Here is a 25,099-nt window from a genome sequence, read left to right as displayed (position 1 = left end):
TCATGCCGTCGGCGGGATGGCTGGTGCTTGGTCAACCGTGCTTGTATTGCTGGCGCTCCAGCTGGCGAGAAAGTCCAGCTGGTCCTGGGCGTGGCTGCCGGGTTCGGCGGTGTAAGCGATCAGGGTCAGTCCCTCGCCGGGTAGGTCGAGTGCGTCGCCGGTGAGTTCAATGTCGCCGACGAGCGGATTACGCATGGTCTTGCGGGCTGTGCGGTGAAAACGAACGTTGTGCCGTGCCCACCGCGTGGAGAACTCGTTGCTGCCTGCGGCGAGGTCACCGATGAGGCTGTTTAGTGCCCTATCCCGGGGGCTGCGGCCGGATTCGGTCCGCATGGCCGCCGCGAAGTCGTCAGCGAGGGTTTCCCAGTCAACGAAGAAGTCCCGGGAACGCGGGTTCAGGAACATGAACCGGGCAAGGTTCATCGGCAGAGTGGTTGGGCTGAGAATGTCCGTGTAGAGGGCGAAGCAGAGGTTGTTGGCGGCCACCACGTCTGTGCGGGCGTTGCGGATGTAGGCGGGCGTTCCGGTCATCCCGGCTAGGAGCCTTTCGATGCTCGGGCGCACTTCAGACCGTGCCCGGCGGACACCAGATGCCGGGGCGGGCGCGGCGGCTTTGGCCAGGTCGTACAGGTGGGCACGTTCTGCCTCGTCAAGCTGCAGGGCGCGGGCGAGGGAGTCAAGAACGGAGTCGGACACTCCTCGCAGGTTTCCCCGTTCGAGGCGGGCGTAGTACTCAGTGCTGACGCCGGTGAGCATGGCCACTTCCTCGCGTTTGAGTCCAGCCACCCTTCTGGTTCCACCGTAGGCGGGCAGCCCCGCCTGGGCCGGTGTGATGCGCGACCGCCGGCTCATGAGGAACTCGCGGACGTCTTTGCTCTTGTCCATGGCTTCTACGCTACGGCGGGGCAAGTCGTTCTAACAGGAACTGCCAGTACACCGCACAGCAGGCACTCCCCCGCGCGTGAAAGGGCTGGTTTTCTTGAAGAGCCCTACGAACAACGCTAAGGAAATCCCATGAAGAATGTCGCGCTCAACAACGGCGTCGAAATGCCGATCCTGGGATTTGGTGTCTTCCAAATCCCAGACGAAGAGACGCAGGCCGCCGTCGAAGCGGCCCTTGCCGCCGGATACCGGCACCTGGACACGGCCGCTTCCTACGGCAACGAGGCCGCCGTCGGTGCGGCCATCAAAGCCAGCGGCATCAACCGCGAGGAACTCTTTGTCACCACAAAACTCTGGATCCAGCACGCCCCCACGGGCAGCGTCCATGACGACAGCAAACGCTCCTTCAACAGTTCCCTGAGACGGCTTGGCCTTGACTACATCGACCTGTACCTGATCCACCAGCCGCTCGGGGACTACTACAGCGAGTGGCGCGCCATGCAGGACCTGAACAAGGAAGGCCTCGCTCGGGCCATCGGTGTCTCAAACTTCCACCCGGACCGGCTGGTGGACCTCATCGATCACAACGAAATCGTCCCGGCGGTGAACCAGATTGAGACCCACCCGTTCCACCAACGAGCGGCCGACCAGGAGCTGATGCGCGAACGCGGCGTCCAGATCGAGTCCTGGGGGCCCTTCGCCGAAGGCAAGAACAACCTGTTCACCGATCCGGTCCTCAGCGCCATCGCCGAGGCCCACGGCAAGTCCGTCGCCCAGGTAGTGCTGCGCTGGCTCATCCAGCGGGACGTCGTCGTCATCCCCAAGTCCGTCCGGCCCGAACGGATGGCCCAGAACCTTGACGTCTTCGACTTCACCCTCACGGAGGAGCAGACGACGCTAATCGCGGCACTGGACACCGGCGCCAGCCTCTTCTTCGACCACCGCGACCCCGCCATGGTCAGCTGGCTCGGCGGCCGCCGGTACAACTAAGCACGGGACCACCTATGACCAACCAACTGGCTGGCGTCAGCCGGCGGTTCGCCCTTCGCGGGGCGGCCGCCGGCCTGGCCGGGCTGCTGGCCGCAGCTACAACCAGCTGCGCAACGGGAGGAACAGACACATTGCCTTCACCTGATGCCACCCCTTTGCCAAGCACCCGCCCCAACCAAAACGGCGCGCGCATTCTGCTGGCCTACTTTTCCCGTGCTGGCGAGAACTACTACTACGGGGGCCGCACCAACCTCGACGTGGAACGTCAGAGCCCCAATGATCATGACCACCTTCGCCGAAAGCCACGACTTCGCCGGTAAAACCATCCACCCCGTCACCACCCATGCCATGAGCGGGTTAGGGACAACAGCCCGCGACTACAGAGCCTCCTGCCCGGGAGCTTTTGCAAGCACCTGCAAACGCCACGGATTACGGTCTACGAAGCCAACCGCTCACTGGCGCTGCGCCGGGAGCCCGCTGGTTCAACACCGGGTTCGGGCTGGTTCATTGCGGCCCACACGGCGTCGAGTGAAAGGCCCAGGACATCCGCGATCGCAGCGATCGTCGGGAAGGCAGGGGTTGCTACCCTGCCGGACTCGATCTTGCGGAGGGTCTCCGGTGAGACACGGGCATCGAGCGCGGTCTCCAGCATCGAGCGCCCTCCCCTGGCGCGGCGCAGCAGGGCACCGAGACGCTGTCCGCGTTCGACTTCTTCAGATGTGAGCGGCAACCTGACCATGGCTCCAATACTAATACCGGGATAATATGGCCGGTATAGTTATTGGTAGACGAGAAGGGCCGCCGCATGATCGAGATCCTGAACCCCGCCGAACTGGCCCGAGCAAAAGAGTCCGGCGCCTTGGTCGCTGACATTCTGCACACGCTGAAGAGCCGCAGCGCGGTGGGCACGAACCTCCTAGAGATCGACCGCTGGACCCAGGACATGATCCGCGAGGCCGGGGCGGAGTCCTGCTACGTCGACTACGCGCCGTCCTTCGGACGCGGGCCGTTTGGCCACTACATCTGCACGGGCGTCAACGACGCCGTGCTCCACGGGCTGCCACGCGACTACACGCTTGCTGACGGCGACCTGCTGACGCTCGACCTCGCCGTCTCCAAGGACGGAGTCGCCGCAGACGCCGCCATCAGCTTCATCGTGGGCGAATCAAAGCCCGCGGAGAGCGTCGCGATGATCGACGCGACCGAACGCGCACTGAGTGCCGGGATAGCCGCGGCCGGCCCCGGGGCCCGCATCGGCGACATCTCCTATGCCATCGGCTCGGTCCTCAGCGCGGCGGGGTATCCGATCAACACCGAGTTCGGCGGTCATGGCATCGGATCAACCATGCACCAGGACCCGCACGTTCCAAACACTGGGCGGCCCGGCCGCGGGTACAAACTGCGGCCGGGCCTTCTGCTCGCGCTGGAGCCGTGGGTCATGGCGGACACGGCCCAGCTCGTCACCGATGCCGACGGGTGGACGCTGCGAAGTGCGACGGGCTGCCGGACGGCTCACAGCGAGCACACGATTGCCATCACCAATGACGGAGCCGAAATACTCACGCTGCCGAACCACTACTAGAAGCCGAACCACAATTAGAAACTGTGAGGAGCGCAGGGCACAGGCCCCTACACACTGTCGTCTAGTTCTACTCGGCGATGTCCTCTGCCCACAGGTCCGGGTTGTTGTCCTGAAAGGTGCGCATCATGTCCACGCAGCGCTGGTCATCCAGGACCAGCACCTCAACACCACGTGACCGCAGAAGGTCGAATTCGCCGTCGAAGGTGCTGGCTTCACCCACGATCACGCGGGGGATTTTGAACTGAATAATGGTTCCGGTGCACATGGCACACGGGGCGAGCGTGGTGTAGAGCGTTGTGTCCCGGTAGCTCGCCTGCCGGCCGGCTGCGCGAAGTGCTGACATTTCGCCGTGCGCGATCGGATCGCCGTTCTGGACGCGTTCGTTGTGGCCGCTCGCGATGACCACGCCGTCACGGGCGAGCGCTGCTCCGATGGGGATGCCGCCTTCTCGGAGGCTTTTTTGGGCGGCTTGGTAGGCGGCTTCGAAAGCGGTGCGGTGCTGTTCGTGGGTCATGCGGTCATTGTCGCAGGTGCAAGACCGGCGCCAAGTGTCCGACCCACTGATAACTCGGCTTCAACAGGTCACTTCTTGGCGCCGTCTTGCCACCCGCTCGGAGCTGCTTTGGTTTATGGTGCCGGAGCCGCCACAGGAGCAGGAGCATCAACCGGAGCCGGCACAACCACCGGAGCCGGCTCAACCACAGGAGCCGGCATAACAGCCGGAGCTGCCGGGTCGGGCACAACCACCGGAGCCGGCTCAACCACAGGAGCCGGCACTACAACCGGGGCCGGAGCCGGGGTAACCCCAGGAGCTGGCGTTGCCGGCTTGGGCACGACAACCGGTGCCGGGACCGGCTTGGCGGGCTTGGGCTTCGGCGCGACGACCCTCGGTGCGGGAACCGGCTTTGCCGGCTTGGGCTTGGGCTTCGGCGCGGCCACCTTCGGTGCCGGAGCCGGCTTTGCCGGCTTGGGCATAGTCGCGGCCACCTTCGGTGCCGGCACCGGCATTACCGGCCTAGGCGAGGCCACCCATTGCGCCGGAAGCGCGGCCCACGAGTACGACGGCTGCGCTGCTGAAGCAGACGCGGCGGCAGCAGAGGAAGACCTGGCCGCCGAAACGACACCGGCGGGCGACTCATGCCCTTCGTGCGACACTGCATGGCGGGCGGCGCTGGCTTCCACCGGAACAGCCCAGGAGGCAGCCTCCATAGCCGGGCCGGCCTTCTGGTAGTCGGTCATCTTGATGTTGGCAACGGGCCCCGAGTGCCGCAGCCGCAGCAGAGCCCAGTTGTCGGGGTCGGTGTGTTTGCCGTTCAGAATGGTTTCGAAGTGGAGGTGGCATCCGGTTGATGACCCGGTGGTCCCGACCTTCGCGATGAGTTGCCCCACCTGGACCGACTGGCCCTTCTTCACACCGATGCCCTCAAGGTGGTTGTAGGTGGTGATCAGGCCGTTGCCGTGGTCGATTTCCACTCTGTTGCCGCCACCCCACGGATGCCATCCCACGGCCCGCACCACGCCGGAATCCGCTGCATACACGCGGGTTCCGCAGGCGGCGGAGAAGTCCTGGCCCCAGTGAAACTCATCGGCCGAGCCTGTGATGGGACTCGTCCGCAGCCCAAAGTGCGAGGTGGGGGTAAGGACATCCAACGGTGCCATCAGGGTTCCTGCCGCGGGACGCCGCACCTTGCTTGAAGCCGCATGGAGTTTTTGGCTCACCGGCTTTGCGGCGGTGAAGACCACCGTGCGGCTGTAGGAAACGTACGCGTCCGCCGAGGCCGAGACGGCACCGGCGGATGAAACGAAGGCACCTGAAACGGAGCCCTCCGCAACCGAGGCAATAGTGGCCGAAGCAACCCCAGCCGAGGCAAGCGTGGCCGATCCGAGGGGCACGTTGACTGAGGCGTCACCGCGCACGTCGGCCGGCGCCTGCCCGGACGACAGACCGTATGAAAGCACCGGGCCAGCGCCCTGGAATCCAAAAGCGTAGACCGCCAGGAACGCCGCGCCCGCGCCGATCCTAACGGCACGACTCAGTACAGGCCTGCCCGGAACCGCATGACGCAGGTCCTGAGTTTTCGTGATGCGAGGCGTGCGCCGGTCAGCGGCAGGTGCCAGGTGCTTTGACAAGTAGATCTCCCCCATGAAGTTCGCCAGGTGCGAGTGAATCGCGGTCGTTCCTACCATGGGAGCATGGCGGGCAGGCGGGCGAAACCGATTCGCCCGCATATGTGGATAAGCTCAGAAGATCTTGACCGGGCCTTTGCTGAACTGCGCAAATCTTCAGCTGACGTTGAGGAATCCGGGCTGTCCTCAGCGACCAAAACCGGTCCCAAACCGCAGGAGCGGCCGCGGCCCGGGCCGGTCATGAGGGCCAGGGCCGGTCTCACGTCTAAGCAGGGCGTAGCCGCGGCCCGGGCAGGTCTACGGAGCGAAAAACCCACCCAAACCGCGGAAGAAAATACCCGTAGTCCCCGGCATCCAACGGGAGTATCCTAGGTCCAGCCCGGCCCGTGACGCCCGGCCAGCCCGTCAAAACAGTGGCAAGACGTGGCGCCCCTCCCGGCAACAGGAACCAACAAAACTAGTGCACAAGTGTCAATGCAGACCGCCTAGGAGGGCACCATGCCTGCGCCCGGCAACCCCAGCAACCCCACCGACAGCGCCCAAAGCAACAGCAGCAACCGCACCCCCATCCCCCAGCCGCCGCCAAAGCCTTTGGTAGGCAACCTGCCAGATATCGACGCCAGCCAGGGAGTCATGGGCCTGATGGAAGTCGCCGAGGAGTACGGCCCCATCGTCCGCATCCAGGTTTTCAACCGCAGCATGATCGCCGTGTCCTCCCAGGAGCTAGTCAACGAGATTTGCGACGAGACCCGCTTCGGCAAGGTGCTAGGTATCTCCCTGCGCCAGGTCCGCGACTTCATCGGCGACGGACTGTTCACTGCCGAAACCGAGGAACCCAACTGGCAAAAGGCGCACCGCATCCTGATGCCCGCCTTCGGGCCGAAAGCCCTGACCAAGATGTTCTCCGGCATGGACGACATCCTGGAGCAGCTCCTGCTCAAGTGGGAGCGGCTCGGCCCGACGGCGCGGATCGACGTCGCGGACAATGCCACCCGGCTGACCCTCGACACCATTGCCCTGTGCTCGTTCAGCTACCGCTTCAACAGCCTCTACCGCGATGAGATGCATCCCTTCATCGGGGCCATGGTCCGTGCCCTGAGTGAGTCCCGGGACAGGTCCACCCGGCTTCCGGTGCAGAACAAGCTCATGATCCGTAAGCGGCACCAGCTCGAGGAGGACAACGCGCTGATGCTCGAGGTGGCCGAGCAGCTCATCAGCGACCGGCGGCGCAACCCGAACCCGCCGGGCAGCGAGGACATCCTGGACACCATGCTGAATGCGGCGGACCCGGTGACCGGCGAGCGCCTGCCCGAGGAGAATGTCCGCAACCAGATGGTCACCTTCCTGGTGGCCGGGCACGAGACCACCAGCGGCCTGATCACCTTCATGATGTACGAGCTGCTGCGGCATCCGGAGGTGCTGAGAAAGGCCCGCGCGGTGGTGGACGAGGTGCTGGGCAGCGAAGCCGCCCGGTTCGAGCACCTGCCCAGGCTGGGCTACCTGGACCAGATCCTCAAGGAAACGCTCCGGCTGTGGCCGACCGCCCCGGCGTTCAACGTGGCGCCCTACGAGGACACCGTGATCGGCGGCCAGTACGAGATCCCCAAGGGCCAGACCCTCATGGTGCTGATCCCGCAGCTGCACCGGGACAAGACTGCGTGGGGTGAGGACGCCGAGCTCTTCAATCCGGACCGGTTCTCCCCCGAGCGGGTCGAGTCCATTCCGGCCAATGCGTGGAAGCCGTTCGGCAACGGCCAGCGCTCGTGCATCGGGCGCGGGTTTGCCCTGCAGGAGGCCCAGCTGTTCCTGGCCAAGGCCCTGCAGCGCTTCGACATCACCGCCGCTGATCCGAACTATGAGCTGCACATCAAGCACACCCTCACCATGAAGCCGGAAGGGCTGTTCATCCACGTCCGACGGCGGAACGTCCGGATCGAGGCAGCGGCAAGTGCCGCCGTCGGACAAGCAGCTGGAGGACTGGAGAGCGGCAGCCAGCCAAGGACGGCGGAAGCGCTGGCGGTTGCCGCCGCCAACGGTGTTCCGGTGCGCGTGCTGTACGGGTCCAACGCGGGCACGTCCCAGGACTTTGCGCAGCGGATAGCGAACGACGCCGGGCGGCGGGGCTACAGCCCCACCATCGCCCCGCTGGACGAGGCGGCCGGCGGGCTGCCGACGGTGGGGCTGGTCGCCGTCGTCGCCTCCTCCTATGAGGGGATGCCGCCGGACAACGCAAAGAAGTTCATGACCTGGACCGAAAGCCTGCAGCCGGGCAGCCTCGCCGGGGTGCGGTACACGGTGTTCGGCAACGGCAACCGGGACTGGGCGCGGACGTACCAGGAGGTGCCCAAAGCCATCGACGGCCGGCTCGAGGCGGCCGGCGCCGAGCGGATCTACGAACGCGGCGAGGCGAACGCGCGCGGTGATTTCTTCGGCGATTTCGAGGAGTGGTACGCGGGATTCTGGCCGGCTGTGGACGCCGCCCTGGGCCAGCGGACCAGCGCGCCCACCGGCAAGCCGCAGCTGGCGGTCCAGTTCGTGGGCAACGTCCGGGACACGTTCCTGCGGCAAAACGACCTGGCCGTTGGAACCGTCGTCGTCAACCGGGAACTGGTGGACCTGACCAAGCCGGATGCACGGTCCAAACGGCATGTGGAGATCGCGCTGCCGGAGGGCATGAGCTACCGGGCCGGCGACTACCTGGCCGTGCTGCCGCTGAACCCCAGCGACCTGGTGCAGCGGGCGCTGACGCGCTTCAACCTGGACTACGATTCCCACGTGGTGCTGGCCATGGAGCACGGGGACACGTTCCTGCCCACCGGCACGCCCGTGGCCGTGGGCGAGCTCCTGAGCAGCTACCTGGAACTCGCGGTTCCGGCCACGCGGCCGCAGCTGGAGCAGCTGGCCGAGGTGGCGGCGGACCCGGCCCAGCGCGCGGAGCTTGGGGCCCTGGCGCAGGACCGGGAGCGCCATGCGGCGGAGATCGTGGACAAGCGCGTCTCACTGCTGGACCTGCTGGAGATGTACCCGTCGTGCCAGCTTCCGTTCACGTCGTTCCTGCAGCTGCTCACCCAGCTGACCCCGCGGCGGTACTCCATCTCGTCGTCGCCGCTCTGGAGCCCTGACCACGCGACGCTGACCTTCGCCGTCATCCAGGCCCCGGCATGGTCCGGACGCGGCATCTTCGAGGGGGCCGCTTCCACGTACCTGGCCCAGGCGCGGCCGGGGTCACGGGTGGCGGTGACGGTCCGGCCGTCGAACGCGGCCTTCCATCCGCCGGAGTCCCTGGCGTTGCCGGTCATCATGGTGTGCGCCGGGACCGGGCTCGCCCCGTTCCGCGGCTTTGTGCAGGACCGGGCGCTGCGGGCCCAGGCCGAAGACATCAAGCCGGCGAAGTCCCTGCTGTTCTTCGGGTGCCGGGCGCCTGACACCGATTTCCTCTACCAGGCGGAACTGGAGTCCTGGGCCGAGCAGGCCAACCTGGACCTGCGGCCGGTCTTCTCCAAGGCGCCGACCGACGGCCAGAAGTACGTGCAGCACCGGCTCTGGGCTGACCGGGCGGACGTCAAGGAACTGGTGCAGCAAGGGGCCACGGTATTCGTCTGCGGCGACGGGAAGAACATGGCTCCGGAAGTCCGCGAGACCTGCGAGCGCATCTACCAGGAGGCCACCGGCGCTTCCGAAGCGGATGCCGATGCCTGGATGGACGAGGTGGAGCGCACGCACGGCAGGTACGTGGCGGACATCTTCACCTAGGAGGTGGCCCCTCCTGTTCAGGGCTGCTGCGACGATCCCCCAAATAGCCGTCGCAGCAGGCCCTGCCCAAACGCTATCGATATTCAGGGCGGCGCTGCTCCGCTGAGACGCCGTATTCGAGGAATTGTCACCAGAACTGGTGACGGCGGGCTCCACAAGATGGTTACCGCTCCCTGATCTCCACGTAGACCTCATCCTGATCCGCCAGCTCATCGTAGGCGAGGATCGTCACCGCCGTCTCCGACCCGGAAGGGAGTGCCCGTCCCCTTACGAATCCCCCGTCAGCATTCTCCAGCGAGGTGCTCAGCAGCGCAGATGCTTCACTCAGCACAGCGGCTGAAAGTTCCGTCTCCCGGTCGTCCAGTATGTCGACCTTGACCCCACGCGCCCGTGCATCCCGGGCAGCTCGAAGCACTTCCGGTGTTGCCAGGGCGCGGCCCCTGATCTGGTCGCGGAGCTGGGCTTCCAAAAGGGCACAGTCCTGGCGATCCTGCTCCGACAGCGAACCACTTGCGATGAGTTCCAGTGAGGGACGGGCCAGACGGTCAAGCTCACGGGTCCAGTGGGTTTGCGCCAGCCGCCGCGCTTCTTCCCGGGCCAAGCGGACGGCCGCCTCAGTCTCCTGACTGGTGTATGTCCGGGCCTGGTCAACGCAGCGACGCAGTACCTTGCTCACCGCGGTTGCAATGCCGATCCACATCAGCGGGGTGACCACCAAGGCGAGCCCGTCCACAACGCTCCGCCGGTGAAGCATCGAGCCACTGAAGTCCAAAATGGCGAACAAGCTGATGCCCAGCCAGGCCAGGGCCACCCTGTTCCTCATGGCGACGGTCACCATCAGCATCTCGATGGCTCCGCAGTGCCATGCAGCGTAACCGGGATGAACATCTGACGGGAGCGCGGTCATCACCAGCAGGTCCATCAGAACAACGCCGAAAACGGCCACCCCCGCATGAAGCCGTGGCAGGGTCCTGCCCTTGCCTGGCCACGTAACGATGGCCATTAGCCCGAGGCAGATTGCCATGGCGGCCAGTGCATTCCACATGGACGTCACCGTGCCGAGGTTGGCCAGGCCGAGCAGGATGTGGGCTGCCGGGAAGGGCAGGCCGAGGGCCAGAATGAGCGGCCGTGTAATGGCGTTATCCATGGTCCGCGGGCATCCTCCACGTGAGGCGGACATGGGTACCGCCGGCCGGGCTCGACGTGATCCGGGCTTCGCCGCCTGCCTCGCGCATCCTTTGGATGATGGACACCCGGACGCCCAGCCGCTCCTGTGGGAGCGCGCCAGTGTCGAATCCTGGTCCACGGTCGGTGATATCAATAGCCACTTCCGGCCCCGCGGCAGCCGATCCCGGCCGGCATGCGATGGTCAGTTGTGCCGGCGCAGCCGGCGCGTGGAGGAAGCTGTTTCTTACGGCTTCGGTGGCTGCCTGGATGAGTGCACGGGCCGCGCCCAGCGGAATGGCCCACTGGGTTTCCGGTTCCGCAAGACTTGGATGAGAGCTGATGCTGGGTCCGTACCGGGCTGTGGCTGCGCGGAGCCGGCTTACGAGTTCGTCCTCACCGACGACTGCACTGTCCACGTTCGGTTCCCCGGCCAGGGTTGCGAGGTTGGAAAGGGCGTCCACTGCGGCTTTCTGCGCGGCGTCCACCACTTCGGGAGAACGGGCCTGCCCCGCCACGATGAGGGTTGCCATCACCGTATCGTGGGTCAGCGCGTCCAGCCTGGATCTTTCAACTCGGATGGCCTCTGCGCGGGCAGCGGCAGCGAAGCTGGAAACGGCCGCAATCGATGCCCGGTCTGAAGCTGAAGCTGCTCGGCGCAGCGCCGTGATCGGCGCGATTATCACTACCGCCAAAGCAGCGGTCAGGAGCGCGTCCTGAACGGCGCCGGTCCCCACCTGAGTGTTACCAGCCGCCGCCAGCGGCACCAACACAATCAGCACGCAAAACCCGGTTCCATACACTGCTGCCGCCCCAACGCTGGAAGCAATGGCGGCCAGGGCGATGCCAACACCGGCTACACCCCATGACCAGGGCCTTGACGCACTTTGGCTGCCGTCGCCTAGAAGCCCCATGAACAACAAGAGATAGCTTGAGATCATCAGAGTAGCGGCGACGCCGGCAGCGATCCGAAGCCACACGAGCGATTTCCGAACGAGCATGGTCCACAGTATTGCGGCCGGGATTCCCGCCATGAAGACCAGATCCCACCACAGGTTGTGCAACGGTATTTGGGCCAAGACAGCGGGCAGGGACAGGCAGTAGAGCACGAGCGCGAAGATGCTGATGGAGCGGCCAAGGACGAAATCGATGCTGGCCCGGGAAATGGGCCCTGCCTTGCTCACAACCGCTCGGAGGGAACGACGCCGTCCTCCACAGCCCGGTGGTAGAGCTCCAGCTTGGTGGCGGCAGGCCTGTCGGCAGCGGCGTATTTCTCGCGGATTCGCTTGATATTTGTTCCTACCGTATTGGAAGAGACGTTCATTCTTGACGCGATCTGCGTCCGCGTGAATCCAGCGGCGTACAGCCCCAAGGTCTCGCGTTCCCTGTCGCTCAACGCCACCACAAATTCGGCATCTCCGTCGATGGCTGCCGCCAGGTCCTGGTTGTCGATGGTCGCCCCGTCCGCCACTTGGCGCACGAGGTTCAGCGTGTCACGGATGTCATCGGACTTCCTTGATACGCCGGAGGCACCGGCCGCGAGTGCCTCCCTAAGAGCGTCCGGCCGGTCACCGACACTGAAGACCAAAACTGGGTACCCGGCCTGCACAATCCTGCGCACATTATCCCCTGGACGGGATCCGTCGGCCAGGGACATGTCCAGAGCCACCACATCGAACATCCCGTCGGAGCCAGCCAACAGCGAGCCAACTGTGTCCGCGAGCCTCACCGCAACAACCGGGACCTCCGCCGTTTTGGCCTCCACCGACGCTGCAGCGGCGAAGCCAATGCGGACAGCTTCGTGATCGTCAACAACCCCGACCCTGACAACACGATGATCCATCCACTCCCCCAAGGTCAACGCGGAACCACCATCGCGACGGCGAGTAGGCGGCTTTCAGATCAACCTATACGCATTCAACGGGTCATTCCTGATGATGTCGCGAATGGGTTTGCAGATGACGCCAGTCAGGTATCACGGCTGTGCTGCGACCCACTCACTCCGGGTGATCGCGTACTCGACGTCCCCGTGTTCATCGCCCGGGATGGATACGGGCCAGTCAGCTACGAAGGAACGGACAAAGCGCATCCCGGATTTCTCCATCACCCTCCGCGAGGCGGCGTTCACCGCCATGGTCTGGGCAACAACACGCTGCACGCCGAACTCCGCAAACCCCTTGGCGATCAGCGCACAGGAGCCCTCGGTGGCGTATCCCTTGCCCCATGCCTCGCAGCGCAGCCGGTAGCCCAGTTCCGGCTGGTCGGGCGGATCGCCGGGGGCGGGCCGGTAGTGGAACCAGCCGAGGAACTCTCCCGTCGATTTCTCCTCCGCGGCCCAGAAGCCGTAGCCAGGAAATCGCTTGTAGTAGCCCAGGAACGCCGGAAGGTAGTCGCCTTCAATCTCTTCCCGGGGTGTGGGGGCGCCGCCCGTGATGTACCGCATCACGCGCGGATCGCCGTCGAGCTCCAGGAGCAGGTCTGCGTCGTCGGTAGTGAACTGCCGCAGCACCAGCCGCTCGGTCTCCAAGAAGATGCGCATGCGGCATTCTCGCACCGGGCGGCAGGTGTGTCAGCTACTTGGCCGTCAGTTCCTTCCGGCGGAACGTCCCGCCGATGGAAAGCTTGCGGCCATACTCGATGGAGCCGTAGCGGAACAGGTGCACAGCCATGCGCAGGATGAGGATCCCCACGATGAACACCTCGGCGATCACGATGGCTGCTTCGACGGCACCCAGGGTTCCGAAGCCGTTGCGGAGCAGCGCGGTGACGGGGGCGGTGAGCGGGAAGTAGGTGAAGACCTGCACGATCAGGGCCTCGGGGTCGCTGATGATGAGGCTGACGGCGTAGAAGGGCACGAAGATCAGGGCCATCAGCGGGCCGAAGATGGTGCCGGCTTCCTTGGCCGTGGGCATGATCGCGCCGATAGCCACGAGCACGCCGGTGAACAGGGTGAAGCCGCCCAGCAGCAGCAGCGCCCCGGTGATCATCGGCACGGGCTCGAACACCAGGGAGGACAGGTCGAGATCGGGCAGCGCCACCGAGTCGCGGAAGAGCAAGTATGCGGCGGCAATCGGGGCGAGGAACACCGTTATCTGGAGGAGCCCGACGGCGAACAGGGAGATGATCTTGCCGGTCACCAGGGTGGTGGGGTTCAGCGTGGTCAGGATCATCTCCGTGACCCGGTTTTCCTTCTCCTCCAGCGTGCTGTTGAGCATCTGGTTGGACAGCAGAATCATGCTGACGTAGAAAATGACGAGGAACACCAGCGGCGGAATCACTGAGCCGATGCCTCCGGAGACCCGGCCGTCCCGGTACGTTTCGGCGTCGAACTTCACTCCCCCGCTCAGGGCGGCGGTGACTTCCGGTGCATTGACCCGGGACTGGGCAGCGGTGACCAGCAGGTGTTTGGCCACGGCCTCGTACTTGCCGTTCTCAAACATGCCCTTGTCCGCGCCATAGACCTTGACCGGCTCGGTGCCGGGGTTTGCCGGGTAGGCGAAGTAGGCCTCGCTGCCGCCGTTCTTCACCGACTCGAGGGCGGCGCCGGGGTTGGTTGTCAGGCTCCCGCCGGCGGCCTGGGCCAGCTGTGCGGGGATGAGGCCGGAGGCGTCGGTGTAGGTGAAGGTGAGCGCCGAGTTCTTCTGCGCGTCGGCGTTCGCCTCGGTGCTGGAGTTGCTGGCGTAAACGAGGGCGAAGATGATTGCGAAGACCACCGGTATGGCCAGGGTGGCGATCACGAACCCGCGCTTCTTGATGGTCCGCATGAATTCGAACCCGACGACGGTGCCCAGGTTGTGCTGTTTGAATGCTGTGCGTGCCATGGTCCTAGACCTCCGCCATTTCGTGCTGTTCCCCGTACACCTGGATGAAGATCTCCTCCAGCGACGCCCGTGCCGTGGCGAAGCTGCGCACCGCGACGCCGGCGCCGATCAGTTCCCGCAGGACGGCCGTTTCATCGGCCCCGACGGCGGGGGCCAGCTCCGCGTGCCCGTCGCCGTCGCGCACCACGTCGTAAAGGTCCGAGGCGGGCAGGATGCCCTCGTAGCCCAGCCGGTACACGGTGCCGCCGAACTGGTCCTGGACTTCGGCGACGGTCCCGTATGCCCGGGCCGTGCCGTCCTTGAGGAGGATCACCCGGTCGCAGAGCCGTTCCACTTCCTCCATCTGGTGGGTGACCATGATGACCGTGGCGCCGGCGAGCTTCTGCTCCTCGATGATGTCCATCAGCAGCCGCCGGTTGACCGGGTCGAAGCCTTTCGTGGGCTCGTCGAGGATGAGCAGGTCGGGGTCGTTCATGATGGTGACGCCGAGCTGGACCTTCTGCTGCTGGCCGCCGGAGAGCTTGTCCAGGCGGACGGCGGCCTTGTCCGCGAGGCCGACGCGCTCCAGGTAGGTCTGGGACCAGGCGCGGGCTCCGTGTTTGCTCAGGCCTTTGAGCCTGCCGAAGTAGACCATCACGTCCAGGACGGCTTCCTTCTTGTACAGGCCCCGCTCCTCGGGCAGGTACCCCAGCCGCGCCCCGTCCCGGGGCTCGAAGACCTTCCCGCCGATGTGCAGGGTGCCGGCGGTGGGCTGGTAGATGCCCAGCAGCGCCCGCAGCGTGGTGGTCTTCCCGGACCCGTTGCTGCCCAGGAACCCGAAGGTTTCACCGGCCCGGACATCGAAGGACAGGTCTTTGACCACCGTCGTCTCCCCGAAATCCATGCGGAAGTTTTGAATGTGCACAAGCGGCTCTGCCGCGTCCCCCAACGTCATGACGCCAGCCTAGCGGAAACGATTCAGCCGTCCCGGTTACGGCCATAATTTCGCCCCCGGCGAGGTCTCGTCAGCGCCCCCGTCCACGAGTACCTTTGTGCCATGACGGAGGACTTTGACCTTTATGCGGAGGAGTCGCAGGAGATCGCCGATGATCCGCGCCGGATCGGGTATTGGTTCTTCAGGGCGCTCCATGACAGGGCAAGGAACCTGGACGACCTGCACCTGATCGTCACCCCGGAGTCCCGTCCGTTGTGGGGAGCCTTCGAAATCGCGGCAGCCCTGCTGGACTCCATCGAGGACCCCGGCATGCTCCAGGAAGCCGTCTACGCCCACGGGGACCTCGAGGTCTGCTACATGCGAGTCATCCGGGAGGCCAAGGAAAATACGTTCATCACACCGGCCACAATTTTGGACGATCCGCTGCTGATCACGCTTGTGTGGCGGCCCGACCACGGCCGGTGGATGGTCCACGGCTTCGGCGACATGGTGCACCCGGACAGGGTGCCCCGCGCGGCCTAGTCCCTCAAGTCACCGGCAGCATCGTCGCCGGCAGCATCGTCATCGACCCACTCGAGCAGGTCGCCCGCCTGGCAGCCCAGGACCCGGCACATCGCGTCCAGCGTGCTGAAGCGGACCGCCTTGGCCCGGCCGTTCTTCAGCACCGCCACGTTGGCCGGGGTGATCCCCACCCGCTCGGCGAACTCGCCCACGCTCATCTTGCGCTTGGCCAGTTCGACGTCGATGCGCACCACAATGGCCATCAGATCACCCCTTCCATGTCGGTCCGCAAGGACGTCGCCTGCCGCAGCAGGTCCCGCATCACCACGATCAGCAGGACCAGCACAGCACCGATCAGCGTGACGCCAATCAACACCATTGGCAGCCCGGGGTCGCGCAGCTCGGGGGTGAAATAGATGTACGCGACGAGGGAACCGGCCATGGCCGCCAGCACCAGCCACGCCGCGACGAACGCCCACATGATCACGTCCACCCACCGCAGCGACGCCGCCGTGAAGATCCGGTCACGCTGGACCAGGGTCAGCAGCCGCCAGATGCACACGATCACAACCTGCAGGCAGACGGCTTCCAGTTCCCAGAACAGCAGCATCGGCCAGCGCCAGGGATCCGCCCCGGAGCCCTCGTCGGCTGTGGAAAGAAACTGGCCGGGGAACGACATAACCTGGGCCACCAGCAGCCCGAGGAACACCATTACCAGCAGGACCCTAAGCGGGAGGACCAATCGACTAGCGATAGACATAGCGCTATGCTCTGATTATTTCTATCGAAAGTCAATATGAACGCCTCGCTGAAAGACGCCCAACGGCGGGACCGCACATGAGAAAGGCAAGGAGAACCAGGCTCCTTGCCACTTTCAGGATATAGCGCACCCGGGGGCTTGCCGCAAGGCCCCTACCCTCGGCCAGAATGGTTGGCCGCGCCTACTTATTGGATTGGGGTTTCACATGTTTGACGTGATCATTAGCGGTGGCGGGCCGACGGGGATGATGCTGGCCAGCGAGTTGCGACTGCACGGCGTGGACGTGCTCGTGCTGGAAAAGGACGCGGAGCCGACCAAGGCGGTCCGCTCACTGGGCCTGCACCCGCGCAGCATCGAGATCATGGACCAGCGCGGCCTGCTGGACCGGTTCCTCGCACACGGGCAGCAGTACCCGGGGGTCGGCCGCTTCGCCGGGATCGACAAACCCCTGCCGGCGGACCTGGACACCGCACACGCCTACATCCTCGGCATCCAGCAGCCGGTCACCGACCGCCTGCTGGCGGAGCGCGCCGTCGAACTCGGTGCACAGGTCCGGCGCGGCTGCGAGGTGACGGGCTTCGAGCAGGACCACGACGGTGTCACCCTCGCGCTTGCTGACGGCACACAAGAGCGCTCGCGCTGGCTGGTCGGCTGCGACGGCGGACGCAGCCTGGTGCGCAGGCAGCTCGGCATCGGCTTCCCCGGCGACCCCGCCACGAATGAATGGATCCACAGCGAGATGGAGGTGACCACCCCGCCGGACGAACTAGCCAAGATTGTGGACGAGGTCCGCAAGACGCACCGGGGGTTCGGCGTCGGCCCGGCCGGGAACGGGCTGTTCCGCGCTGTGGTGCCGGCGGCCACGGTGGCCGAGGACCGCTCGGTGCCGCCCACGCTGGAGGAGCTAAAGACCCAGCTGCGGGCCCATGCCGGCACCGACTTCGGCGTCCATTCACCGCGCTGGATAACGCGTTTCAGCGACGCCACCCGGCTGGCCGAGCAGTACCGCGCCGGCAGGGTGTTCCTCGCCGGAGACGCGGCGCACGTCCACCCGCCGCTGGGAGGGCAGGGCCTGAACCTCGGCATCCAGGACTCGTTCAACCTCGGCTGGAAGCTCGCCGCCGAAATCAACGGCTGGGCGCCGCCAGGGCTGCTGGACACCTACTTCGCTGAGCGCCGCCCGGTCGCGGAAGGCGTACTCACCATCACCCGCGCGCAGAGCGAACTGATCTCCCCCGAGCCCGGCCCCCAGGCCGTGCGCCGCCTGCTGGCCGAGCTGATGGAGTTCGACGACGTCAGCCGGTTCCTGGCCGAAAGGATCGCCTCGATCGGGGTCCGGTATGACTTCGGCGAAGGACCCGGGCTGCTCGGCAGACGGCTGCGTGACATCCCCCTCTCGCGGGGCCGTCTCTACGAGCTCACCCGCGAAGGCCGCGGGCTCCTGCTCGACCAGACCGGCAGGCTCTGCGTGACGGGCTGGACGGACCGGGTCAGCCACGTCGCGGACACCAGCGCGGAACTGGACGCGCCCGCGGTCCTGCTCCGGCCGGACGGCCACGTCGCCTGGATCGGCGAAGACCAGGACGAGCTGCTCCCCCAGCTGGAGAGATGGTTCGGGGCCGCTTCCGAGGGCAGCGAAGACGGCTAAGTCCGACGACGGCGGCTGGCTTTAGGCCGACGCCGGGCGGTACCGCAACAGGGCGTTGCCGGATCCCGGGAACGCCCGAACCTCCAACAGGGAAAGGTGGGCGGGCTGGAGGAACAGGGGCAGGCCTGCGGTCAGGGCGTCCGGACTAACAGTCAGATGCAGTTCGTCGATCAGCCCCTGGGCCAGCAGGCCGTTCCACATAACGCGGCTGGCGAAGATCAGGATGTCTCCGGTCCCGTTAACCTTTTCCTGTTCCAGCCACTTGCCCACCTCATCCCGCCGGATGACGGTGGTGGTGCTCGCCCACGGGTGGTCCGCCGGGACATTCAGGGAGTCTGACACCACCACTTTGGCGACGCGATTGTAGAGGCGGCTGATTTCCCGGTTGTCCGGACTCAACGCGCGGTTGTTGGGGTCCTCGTCAGCGTCAGCGATGGATGGCCAATAGGCACCGAATCCTTCAAAGGATGTCCGGCCCAGTAGTACGGTTCCTGCCCGCCGCAGCCGTTCAAGGTTGTAGGCGTCGAAAGTCTCGTCCATGTTCAGCACCGTCGGGTTCCCGCTTTCGTCAGCGTAGAAACCGTCCAGGGAGACGATGTTGTTCACAACAATCCGGCGCATACACGAATCCTAGACGACTCCGAGGTCCATTTGGCGGCCAACAGCGGACAGCTAGGCGGCTCTGTCCGCTGCCGGCCGGTTCAAGTCTTTGCCACGGTCCTTGGAAGAAAGATGGAGTTCCTTGGAAGAAGTGCTAGGAGGCCGCATCCAGTGTGATGTCCGCGGTCTGCTCCTGTCCGTCGCGCTGGAAAGTGATCTTCACCGTGGACCCGGCGGCCTGCTCGCGCGCGGCGGCCGTCAGCTCGGAAGCGTCAGTCACGGTCCGGCCGGCCAGACCGGTCACCACGTCGCCAGCCCGCAGCCCGGCTTTCTCCGCCGCGGACCCGGAGGTCACGGAGGCCACCTCCGCCCCTGCAGTGAAGTCCGACGACGACCCCGACGTTTTGTCCTGAACGGACAGTCCCAGCTGGCCATGGGTCGCCTTACCCGTGGCGTTGATTTCCTCCGCCACCCGCTTCGCCTGGTTGATCGGAATGGAGAAGCCGACGCCGATGTTGCCGCTCGAGCTCGACGAGGACGACGACGATCCCGCCGACGCGATGGCCACGTTGACGCCGATGATCTCGCCCTGCGCGTTCACGAGGGCGCCGCCGGAGTTGCCGGGGTTGATGGCCGCGTCTGTCTGGATGACGTTGATGCTGATGGAATCCTGCGCTGCTGCGGAGATGCCGGACTGGGAACCGAACTGGTTCTGCGACGAGCTTCCGTCCTGGGACGAGGACCCGTCGGAGGTGGCTGAGGACTCGGTCTCGATGGTGCGGTTCACGGCGGAGACGATGCCGTCCGTGACGGTGCCGCTGAGTCCCAGGGGTGCACCGATGGCGATGGCGGTGTCGCCCACATTAACGGCAGAAGAGTCACCGAGGGTTGCCGGGGTCAGCCCCTGGGCATCGATCTTGATGACGGCCAGGTCGGAGAGCGGGTCCGTGCCCACGATGGTCGCTTTGTAGACCTGACCGTCGCTGGTGCGCACCTCGACGGCGGCATCCGCTGCCGCCCCGTCTAGGGTCACCACATGCGTGTTGGTCAGGATGTGGCCGTCGGTGTCCAGGATGATGCCCGATCCGGTACCCCCTGAACTGCCGGAGCTGACGCTGATGGTCACCACGCTGGGAGAGGCCTTCTGCGCGGCGGACGTGACGGCGTTGACGCTCTCCGTATTGTTGACAATGACCGGGCTGATCGCCCCCTGCACCGCGGTGGCTGCCCGTGCCGGCGCATCGGGCCACAGTGCGGAAACACCTGAAGCCACCCCGCCGCCCAGGAGACCCGCCGCCACCAGGCAGGTGACGAAGACCGCCGGGCCAACCCGGCGCCTGTCACGCAAACGGGCTGTCGGGACCGGGGGCACAGGGCCAAAGGCCGAAGCGGCCGGAGGGACGGAGGGTACGGTTGCAGTCCCCTGCGGACCACCGGTGTGAGGGACGGGGTTGTGGCTGGTCTCCGTGTGCATGGTGGCTCCTCGAGGTTCCGCTCCGACGGTTTCCCGGAGCTTTCCCCTAATCCTGTCCACCGGGGCTTTGGCCCTTCTGTCCCGGTGCTGTGCGGAGCCTGTGAAGGCTGGTCCCGTGACTAGCACTCTCGCCGTGACCGCAATGTTCCTGAACGGCAGCGGTCGGCTGCCGTTCAGGAATGACAAGGCACCGTAAGGTCGACTGGTGCCGCAAGGACCTGCTTTGCGTGGCAGGCTGGCGGCCGGCTGCGCCTAGCGGACGAACAGCAACATCAGTACAACCGCCACAACAGCAACGCCGCCCACTCCCACCCACAGGAACGATGGGCCTGCCGGTGTCTCTTTGCGATGCCGGGCCTTGCTTATGCGCACCTGGCTTTGGGTTGTCATCACTGCCTCCTGCTCTGGTCCGGGCCCACGACAAGGGCCCGGTCTTACAGTGCAAACCTAGGCAGGTTTAACCTCGCGGCCCCAGCGTAACCACTACCTGTTTTTCCGGGCCCGGAATACCCGGTTACCGGCTGACCGCGCGGCCCCGTGCGGCGAAGGGCTTAGCCCCAGCCGCCGCCCATCCGGATGCGGCCACCGGAGGCGTCTGCGCCGTACAGCCAGAGGACCCCGTCGGCGTCGATGGCGAGGAGGTCGTTCCTGCCGTCGCCGCTGAAGTCGCCGCGTCCGGCCAGGGCGGACATGGTGCTCCAGCCCGCGCCCATCTGGATCCGCGGGAGCCAGCCGCTGCGGCCGTTGCCCCGGTACAGCCACAGGTTTCCGCTGCTGTCACGGGCCACCAGGTCTGACTTCCCGTCGCCGCTCATGTCGCCTGGCCCAACGACGGCGGTCATCACGTTCCAGCCGCCGCCCACCCGGACGCGGGTCAGCCAGCCGCCGCGCCCGTTCCCCGGGTACAGCCACAGGGTTCCGCTGCTGTCCCGCGCCAGCAGGTCGGCCTTCCGGTCACTGTTCATGTCGCCGGATCCGACGACGGCGGTCATCACGTTCCAGCCACCGCCCATGCGGACGCGGGTCAGCCAGCCGCCGCGCCCGTTCCCCGGGTACAGCCACAGCGTTCCGGCGGTATCCCTGGCCAGCACATCCGCCTTGCCGTCGCTGTTCATGTCGCCTGCTCCCGTCAGGGCCGTCATCACGTTCCAGCCGCCGCCCATGCGGACACGGGGCAGCCAGCCGCTCCGGCCGTTGCCCGGGTACAGCCACAGCGTGCCGCTGCTGTCCCTGGCCACCGCGTCGGCCTTCCGGTCACCGTTCATGTCGCCGGTTGCCACGAGCAGGGTGATGCGGACGCGGTCCGGCAGCACTGCGGCGGCGGCGTCCACCAGCCCGGCGCCGCATCCCTGCGGGCAGCCTCCGGTGATGGGTCTGGCGGTGGCCTTCAGGCGGGCTTCGACGGCGGCCGGTGTCGCCGTCGGGCCCATCTGCGCCAGGAGCAGCGCGGCCACGCCGGCAACGTGCGGTGCCGCGAAGGAGGTGCCTTCAACCCAGTAGTAGTTGGTACCGGGCAGCGCTTCTGCCTGCTTGTCGCCGTCGTTCCCGGTGGAGAGGACCCCGTTGGGGACACCACTGTCGGGATCCTCGGCGGAGGCGGGAGTCATGTCGCCGCCGGGGGCGGTGATGTCCACCCCGGCACCGAAGTTGGAATAGGGCGCCAATCCGCCGCCGTGTCCGCTGGCGGCAACGCTGATGACGTTCCGGCAGTTGGCGGGGGTGGAAGTGGAGGCCTCCGCCATTTCGTTACCTGCCGCCGCGACCACCACCGCTCCCCTGGCGGTGGCAATGTCGATGGCGTCCTGGAACGTCTGCGGGCACGCTTCCGTGCCGCCAAGGCTCAGGTTGATCACGCGCGCCGGATGCAGGTTGGCCGGCGCGTCAGTGACGGGGGCTCCGGACGCCCAGAGGATCGCATCGGCGATGTCCGAGACCTGCCCGCCACAGGGGCCGAGGACGCGCAGCGGAAGGATCTTCGCCTGGGGGGCGACGCCGGCGATGCCGGCCGCATTTCCGGTTACCGCCGCGATGATCCCGGCCACGTGCGTGCCGTGCCACGAGGAAGCCATTTCCGCCGAGCCCTCGCTGCACTGGCCGTTGTCCGACCAGTCACCCATGTCAGTGGCGTCCGCATCCCTGGCGTCGCCGTCGCGGGCGTCCTCGGGGCTGCTGATCATGTCGTAGCCCGGCAGGACGTTCGCGTCCAGGTCAGTATGGCTGGTGATGCCGGTGTCGAGGACGGCCACCACCTGGCCCGCGCCTTGGGTGACATCCCATGCCCCGGTGACCCTGATGCCGCCGGTGTTCTGGGAGAGGTTCCACTGGTCAACGAAGGCTGGATCGTTAGGGTTGGAAGCCAGCGCGTGCAGCTTCACGTCCGGCTCGGCGTATGCCACCGCGGGATCGGCGCGCAGCGAGGCAAGCAGCTTCTCGGCGTCGCCGTCGCCCAGTTCCTTGCTGGTGCGCACCACGCGTGCTCCCCCGGCGGTGCCGCGGACGTCCTTGGCGGTTGCGCCGAGCTTGCCGGCGGCGCGGCTGAAAGACTGCGCGCGGAGCGCGGAGCCGGACCGGGCAGGGTCCTTGAACTTCACGATGAACTGGTCCGTGGGCGCGGTGGCCACTGACGGCCGGCGCGGGACGGACGGGAACGTGGTGTCGTCGGACGCCGAGGCGGCCGGGGCGATGAGGGCGGCCGCCACCAGGCTGGCGATGCCAGCGGACATGACAGCAGCAGAGAAACGTGTTCGGCGCGTAAGAGACATCGAGACCATCCTGTGCGGCGCCGCTCGGCCGCTGGTGCCGGGACGCAGTTATGTGGCGCGGCCCCCGCCGCGTTCAGGACGAGTCTAGCGGGGGGCGGGCTTGGTGGGCATCACGTGACCGCGCCCCGCGCCGCCACCAGTCGTGATGGCGGCGCGTCAGTGGAAGGCGAGTCAGTGCAAGAGGCAGATCAGTGACTGGTGCAGGTCAGTGGCTGCCGATGAGGTACGCTCCCCAGCCGGTACCGAGCGTCCGCGGGGCAGCCCAGGCGGACGTGTTCGCCTGGTAGTACACCAACGTTCCGGCCTTGGTGCGCGCCAAAAGGCCCTGGGTCCCGGCCCCTCCCAGCCCGCGCGCCACCGTGAGGGAGGTGAAGCCCTGCCAGCTGGCTCCGATGACCGGGCGGTTCTCCGCGAGAAACGAACCTCGGCCGTTGGTGCGGTAGAGCAGCAGCTGGCTGGCCGCGTTCCGCGCCACGATGTCCGTGGCACCGTCCCGGTTCCAGTCGAGCAGGCTGATGTCCAGCTTCTGCCAGCCCGCGCTGATCTGGACGCCCGCGCTGGGCGCTTTCCCGGACGTGTTGGCGTAGTGGTAGAGCCTGCCGGTGGCCACGTGCTTGGCCACGATCGAGGGGTACTTGTCGGCAACCCGCCAAGGGCCGACGTCGATGGTGTAGTTCTGCCAGCCGCCCCCGCCGATCGCCTCCCTGGCGAAGCCGCCGCCGCGGAGGGCCCTATACAGGTGAAGTTGCCCGGCTTTGGTCTTGCCGAGGATGTCGAAGTAGCCGTCGCGGTTCCAGTCCGTCACGTGAATGTCGCTGAAGATGCCCCAGCCGGTGCCGATTCTGGTCCGGGCTGCCTTCAGGTTCCCGTAGTTCCACAGGGTGCCTGCTGAATCAATGGCGAGCACGCTGTCCTGCGACTTGATCGTGGGGGTTGCGGGCGGGGCCGCCGGCGGCGGTGTGGGGACCGCCGGAGCCGGAGTGGGGTCCGGGGTGCTCGGGCCGGCTACGGTGGCGTCGACCAGCTTCACCGTGTACGTGTGCTCGAGGGGCTTTCCGTCCCGCACCATGCCGGTGACCTTGACCGTGTAGTTCGTTTCATTGGCGCCGCTGGGCACCTGCACCTGCGGGACGTCGAAGACCACGGTGTTCGGGCCGTAGCCGTTCGCGGCGTGGTACGTGGTGGCCAACAGGTCCGTCCCGGCAGCATTCCTGACCGTGACAGCGGCTTTGGAAAAATCGACGCCGCGGGCGGAGGACAGCGACCAGCGACCCGGCGGCAGCAGCTGGGCCGGGAAGTAGCCGGCATTCGGGAAGGCGATGAAGTCTGGGTTGGCCCGCGCCGTGCTGGTTCCGCCGCCGATGACGTTGACGGCGTTGAACATGCTGGTGGTCCCGATGCCCATGGTGGTGGTGGCCGGGTTCAGGAGCCAGCGGCGGTGCCCCACGTCCGCGTTGCCGGAACCCTCGTCGTCCATGTATCCGCTGAGGACCGTGGCCATGGAGGGGATCCTGGGGTAGCTGTAGTGCAGGTTCGACGTGTTGGCACCGGCCTGGCCCTGCGCCGTGAAGCACTTCCAGTCGCTGGTGGGATAGTGGCTCAGCGTGCCTTGGGCATGCATCATCAGTGCCGCGGCCTGCGCCTTGTCGTTCTGCGCAGCGGTGAGTACGATGCTGTCCAGTCCCGCCAGGCCCCGGAAGAAGTTGATCGCCGCCGTTCCGCTGGCCAGCGAGTTCGGCGACTGGGTCCCCGCATTGCAGCCGGCCACCGACCCCGTCCAGTTGATGTCCTCCGCTTGGGAGGGCAGGTAGCGCGACTTGTATGCAGCCACCACGGCATCGCGCGACTGCGTGTTGATGGCGTTGCCCGTCTCCGCCGCCTGGGACGGTGCGGCCATTCCGCCAGAAATAATGCCCGCCGCAATCAGCACCGAGGCGAGCCGAGGCATAACCAAGTTATTCATTTGTTCCCCCCACGGGTCCCCCAACAGCAAAGTGAATTCAAACGTAACAGCGGATTTCACCCGGGCCGGAGGACTTGCGTCAATCCTTCGGCAACACTGTGGTGGCAGGTGCCGTCGCCGGGCCAGCCACCCCAAGCT

General features: G+C 66.2%; 21 protein-coding genes and 1 pseudogene. 6 read left to right on the top strand and 16 right to left on the bottom strand.

All coding sequences use genetic code 11. The annotated features are described in order from the left end of the window. On the bottom strand, positions 1–885 hold the full coding sequence (locus ACTHQX_RS18640; RefSeq protein ID WP_440158666.1) for a helix-turn-helix transcriptional regulator: 885 nt from the start codon (positions 883–885) through the stop codon (positions 1–3). Between the two features lie 129 nt (positions 886–1,014). On the opposite strand from ACTHQX_RS18640, the gene ACTHQX_RS18635 reads away from it, so the two are divergent. Next, positions 1,015–1,872: an aldo/keto reductase gene (locus ACTHQX_RS18635; RefSeq protein ID WP_440158667.1), complete on the top strand. Its 858-nt coding sequence runs from the start codon at positions 1,015–1,017 to the stop codon at positions 1,870–1,872. A 144-nt stretch (positions 1,873–2,016) separates the two neighbouring features. Further along, positions 2,017–2,226, top strand: a pseudogene (locus ACTHQX_RS18630) (hypothetical protein); the annotation flags it as partial. 82 nt (positions 2,227–2,308) lie between these two features. On the opposite strand, the gene ACTHQX_RS18625 reads toward ACTHQX_RS18630, so the two are convergent. Beyond that, the gene (locus ACTHQX_RS18625; protein ID WP_440158668.1) at positions 2,309–2,611 is read right to left on the bottom strand and encodes a helix-turn-helix domain-containing protein; all 303 of its coding nucleotides are present in this window, start codon (positions 2,609–2,611) and stop codon (positions 2,309–2,311) included. A 66-nt stretch (positions 2,612–2,677) separates the two neighbouring features. Between ACTHQX_RS18625 and map the strand changes: the two genes are divergently transcribed. Beyond that, positions 2,678–3,454, top strand: a complete 777-nt coding sequence (gene map / locus ACTHQX_RS18620; RefSeq protein ID WP_440158669.1) for a type I methionyl aminopeptidase — start codon at positions 2,678–2,680, stop codon at positions 3,452–3,454. 67 nt (positions 3,455–3,521) lie between these two features. Here map and ACTHQX_RS18615 read toward each other — a convergent pair whose 3' ends face one another. Together ACTHQX_RS18615 and ACTHQX_RS18610 are read right to left on the bottom strand one after the other, a co-directional pair. Then, on the bottom strand, positions 3,522–3,968 hold the full coding sequence (locus ACTHQX_RS18615; RefSeq protein ID WP_440158670.1) for a nucleoside deaminase: 447 nt from the start codon (positions 3,966–3,968) through the stop codon (positions 3,522–3,524). Between the two features lie 113 nt (positions 3,969–4,081). After that, positions 4,082–5,413 (bottom strand): M23 family metallopeptidase, encoded by a 1,332-nt coding sequence (locus ACTHQX_RS18610; RefSeq protein WP_440158671.1) that lies wholly within the window; start codon positions 5,411–5,413, stop codon positions 4,082–4,084. Positions 5,414–6,079: 666 nt separating this feature from the next. Here ACTHQX_RS18610 and ACTHQX_RS18605 point away from each other — a divergent pair. Then, on the top strand, positions 6,080–9,334 hold the full coding sequence (locus tag ACTHQX_RS18605; protein ID WP_440158672.1) for a bifunctional cytochrome P450/NADPH--P450 reductase: 3,255 nt from the start codon (positions 6,080–6,082) through the stop codon (positions 9,332–9,334). Positions 9,335–9,497: 163 nt separating this feature from the next. Here ACTHQX_RS18605 and ACTHQX_RS18600 read toward each other — a convergent pair whose 3' ends face one another. The 6 genes from ACTHQX_RS18600 to ACTHQX_RS18575 form a co-directional block, all read right to left on the bottom strand. Continuing rightward, positions 9,498–10,481, bottom strand: coding sequence for a hypothetical protein (locus ACTHQX_RS18600; RefSeq protein ID WP_440158673.1), 984 nt, complete (start codon positions 10,479–10,481; stop codon positions 9,498–9,500). Next, positions 10,474–11,682 (bottom strand): sensor histidine kinase, encoded by a 1,209-nt coding sequence (locus ACTHQX_RS18595; protein WP_440158674.1) that lies wholly within the window; start codon positions 11,680–11,682, stop codon positions 10,474–10,476. Before ACTHQX_RS18595 ends, ACTHQX_RS18600 begins: the two co-directional genes overlap by 8 nt. After that, positions 11,679–12,341: a response regulator transcription factor gene (locus ACTHQX_RS18590; RefSeq protein ID WP_440158675.1), complete on the bottom strand. Its 663-nt coding sequence runs from the start codon at positions 12,339–12,341 to the stop codon at positions 11,679–11,681. The genes ACTHQX_RS18595 and ACTHQX_RS18590 overlap by 4 nt, the downstream gene beginning before the upstream one ends. Positions 12,342–12,473: 132 nt before the next feature. Further along, positions 12,474–13,037: a GNAT family N-acetyltransferase gene (locus tag ACTHQX_RS18585; RefSeq protein ID WP_440158676.1), complete on the bottom strand. Its 564-nt coding sequence runs from the start codon at positions 13,035–13,037 to the stop codon at positions 12,474–12,476. Positions 13,038–13,071: 34 nt separating this feature from the next. Beyond that, entirely contained in the window at positions 13,072–14,319 is a 1,248-nt protein-coding gene (locus ACTHQX_RS18580) for an ABC transporter permease (protein WP_440158677.1), read from the bottom strand. 4 nt (positions 14,320–14,323) lie between these two features. Then, positions 14,324–15,253 (bottom strand): ABC transporter ATP-binding protein, encoded by a 930-nt coding sequence (locus ACTHQX_RS18575; RefSeq protein WP_440158678.1) that lies wholly within the window; start codon positions 15,251–15,253, stop codon positions 14,324–14,326. A 102-nt stretch (positions 15,254–15,355) separates the two neighbouring features. On the opposite strand from ACTHQX_RS18575, the gene ACTHQX_RS18570 reads away from it, so the two are divergent. Beyond that, the gene (locus ACTHQX_RS18570; RefSeq protein WP_440158679.1) at positions 15,356–15,775 is read left to right on the top strand and encodes a hypothetical protein; all 420 of its coding nucleotides are present in this window, start codon (positions 15,356–15,358) and stop codon (positions 15,773–15,775) included. On the opposite strand, the gene ACTHQX_RS18565 is transcribed toward ACTHQX_RS18570, so the two are convergent. Continuing rightward, complete coding sequence (locus tag ACTHQX_RS18565) at positions 15,772–16,017, bottom strand: helix-turn-helix domain-containing protein (RefSeq protein WP_440158681.1); 246 nt, start codon at positions 16,015–16,017, stop codon at positions 15,772–15,774. The genes ACTHQX_RS18570 and ACTHQX_RS18565 overlap by 4 nt on opposite strands. Next, positions 16,017–16,514 carry a DUF2975 domain-containing protein gene (locus ACTHQX_RS18560; RefSeq protein WP_440158682.1) on the bottom strand — a complete coding sequence of 166 codons (498 nt, stop codon included), beginning with the start codon at positions 16,512–16,514 and terminating at the stop codon, positions 16,017–16,019. The genes ACTHQX_RS18565 and ACTHQX_RS18560 overlap by 1 nt, the downstream gene beginning before the upstream one ends. Positions 16,515–16,719: 205 nt before the next feature. Here ACTHQX_RS18560 and rox point away from each other — a divergent pair, with 205 nt between their 5' ends. Next, positions 16,720–18,162: a rifampin monooxygenase gene (gene rox / locus ACTHQX_RS18555; RefSeq protein WP_440158683.1), complete on the top strand. Its 1,443-nt coding sequence runs from the start codon at positions 16,720–16,722 to the stop codon at positions 18,160–18,162. Between the two features lie 21 nt (positions 18,163–18,183). Here the strand turns inward: rox and ACTHQX_RS18550 are convergent, their stop codons facing one another. The 4 genes from ACTHQX_RS18550 to ACTHQX_RS18535 form a co-directional block, all read right to left on the bottom strand. Continuing rightward, positions 18,184–18,783 carry a dihydrofolate reductase family protein gene (locus ACTHQX_RS18550; protein ID WP_440158684.1) on the bottom strand — a complete coding sequence of 200 codons (600 nt, stop codon included), beginning with the start codon at positions 18,781–18,783 and terminating at the stop codon, positions 18,184–18,186. A 133-nt stretch (positions 18,784–18,916) separates the two neighbouring features. Then, positions 18,917–20,236 (bottom strand): S1C family serine protease, encoded by a 1,320-nt coding sequence (locus ACTHQX_RS18545; protein ID WP_440158685.1) that lies wholly within the window; start codon positions 20,234–20,236, stop codon positions 18,917–18,919. A 551-nt stretch (positions 20,237–20,787) separates the two neighbouring features. Continuing rightward, positions 20,788–22,959, bottom strand: coding sequence for a S8 family serine peptidase (locus ACTHQX_RS18540; protein WP_440158686.1), 2,172 nt, complete (start codon positions 22,957–22,959; stop codon positions 20,788–20,790). A 244-nt stretch (positions 22,960–23,203) separates the two neighbouring features. Next, positions 23,204–24,961: a CAP domain-containing protein gene (locus ACTHQX_RS18535; protein WP_440158687.1), complete on the bottom strand. Its 1,758-nt coding sequence runs from the start codon at positions 24,959–24,961 to the stop codon at positions 23,204–23,206. Positions 24,962–25,099 lie beyond the last annotated feature (138 nt).

The organism is Arthrobacter sp. SAFR-023, from assembly GCF_051965295.1.
In the GTDB taxonomy this organism is placed as follows: Bacteria; Actinomycetota; Actinomycetes; order Actinomycetales; family Micrococcaceae; genus Arthrobacter.
The sequence above is the reverse complement of the archived record's forward strand: the minus strand, read 5'-3'. Positions and strand labels throughout refer to the sequence as shown.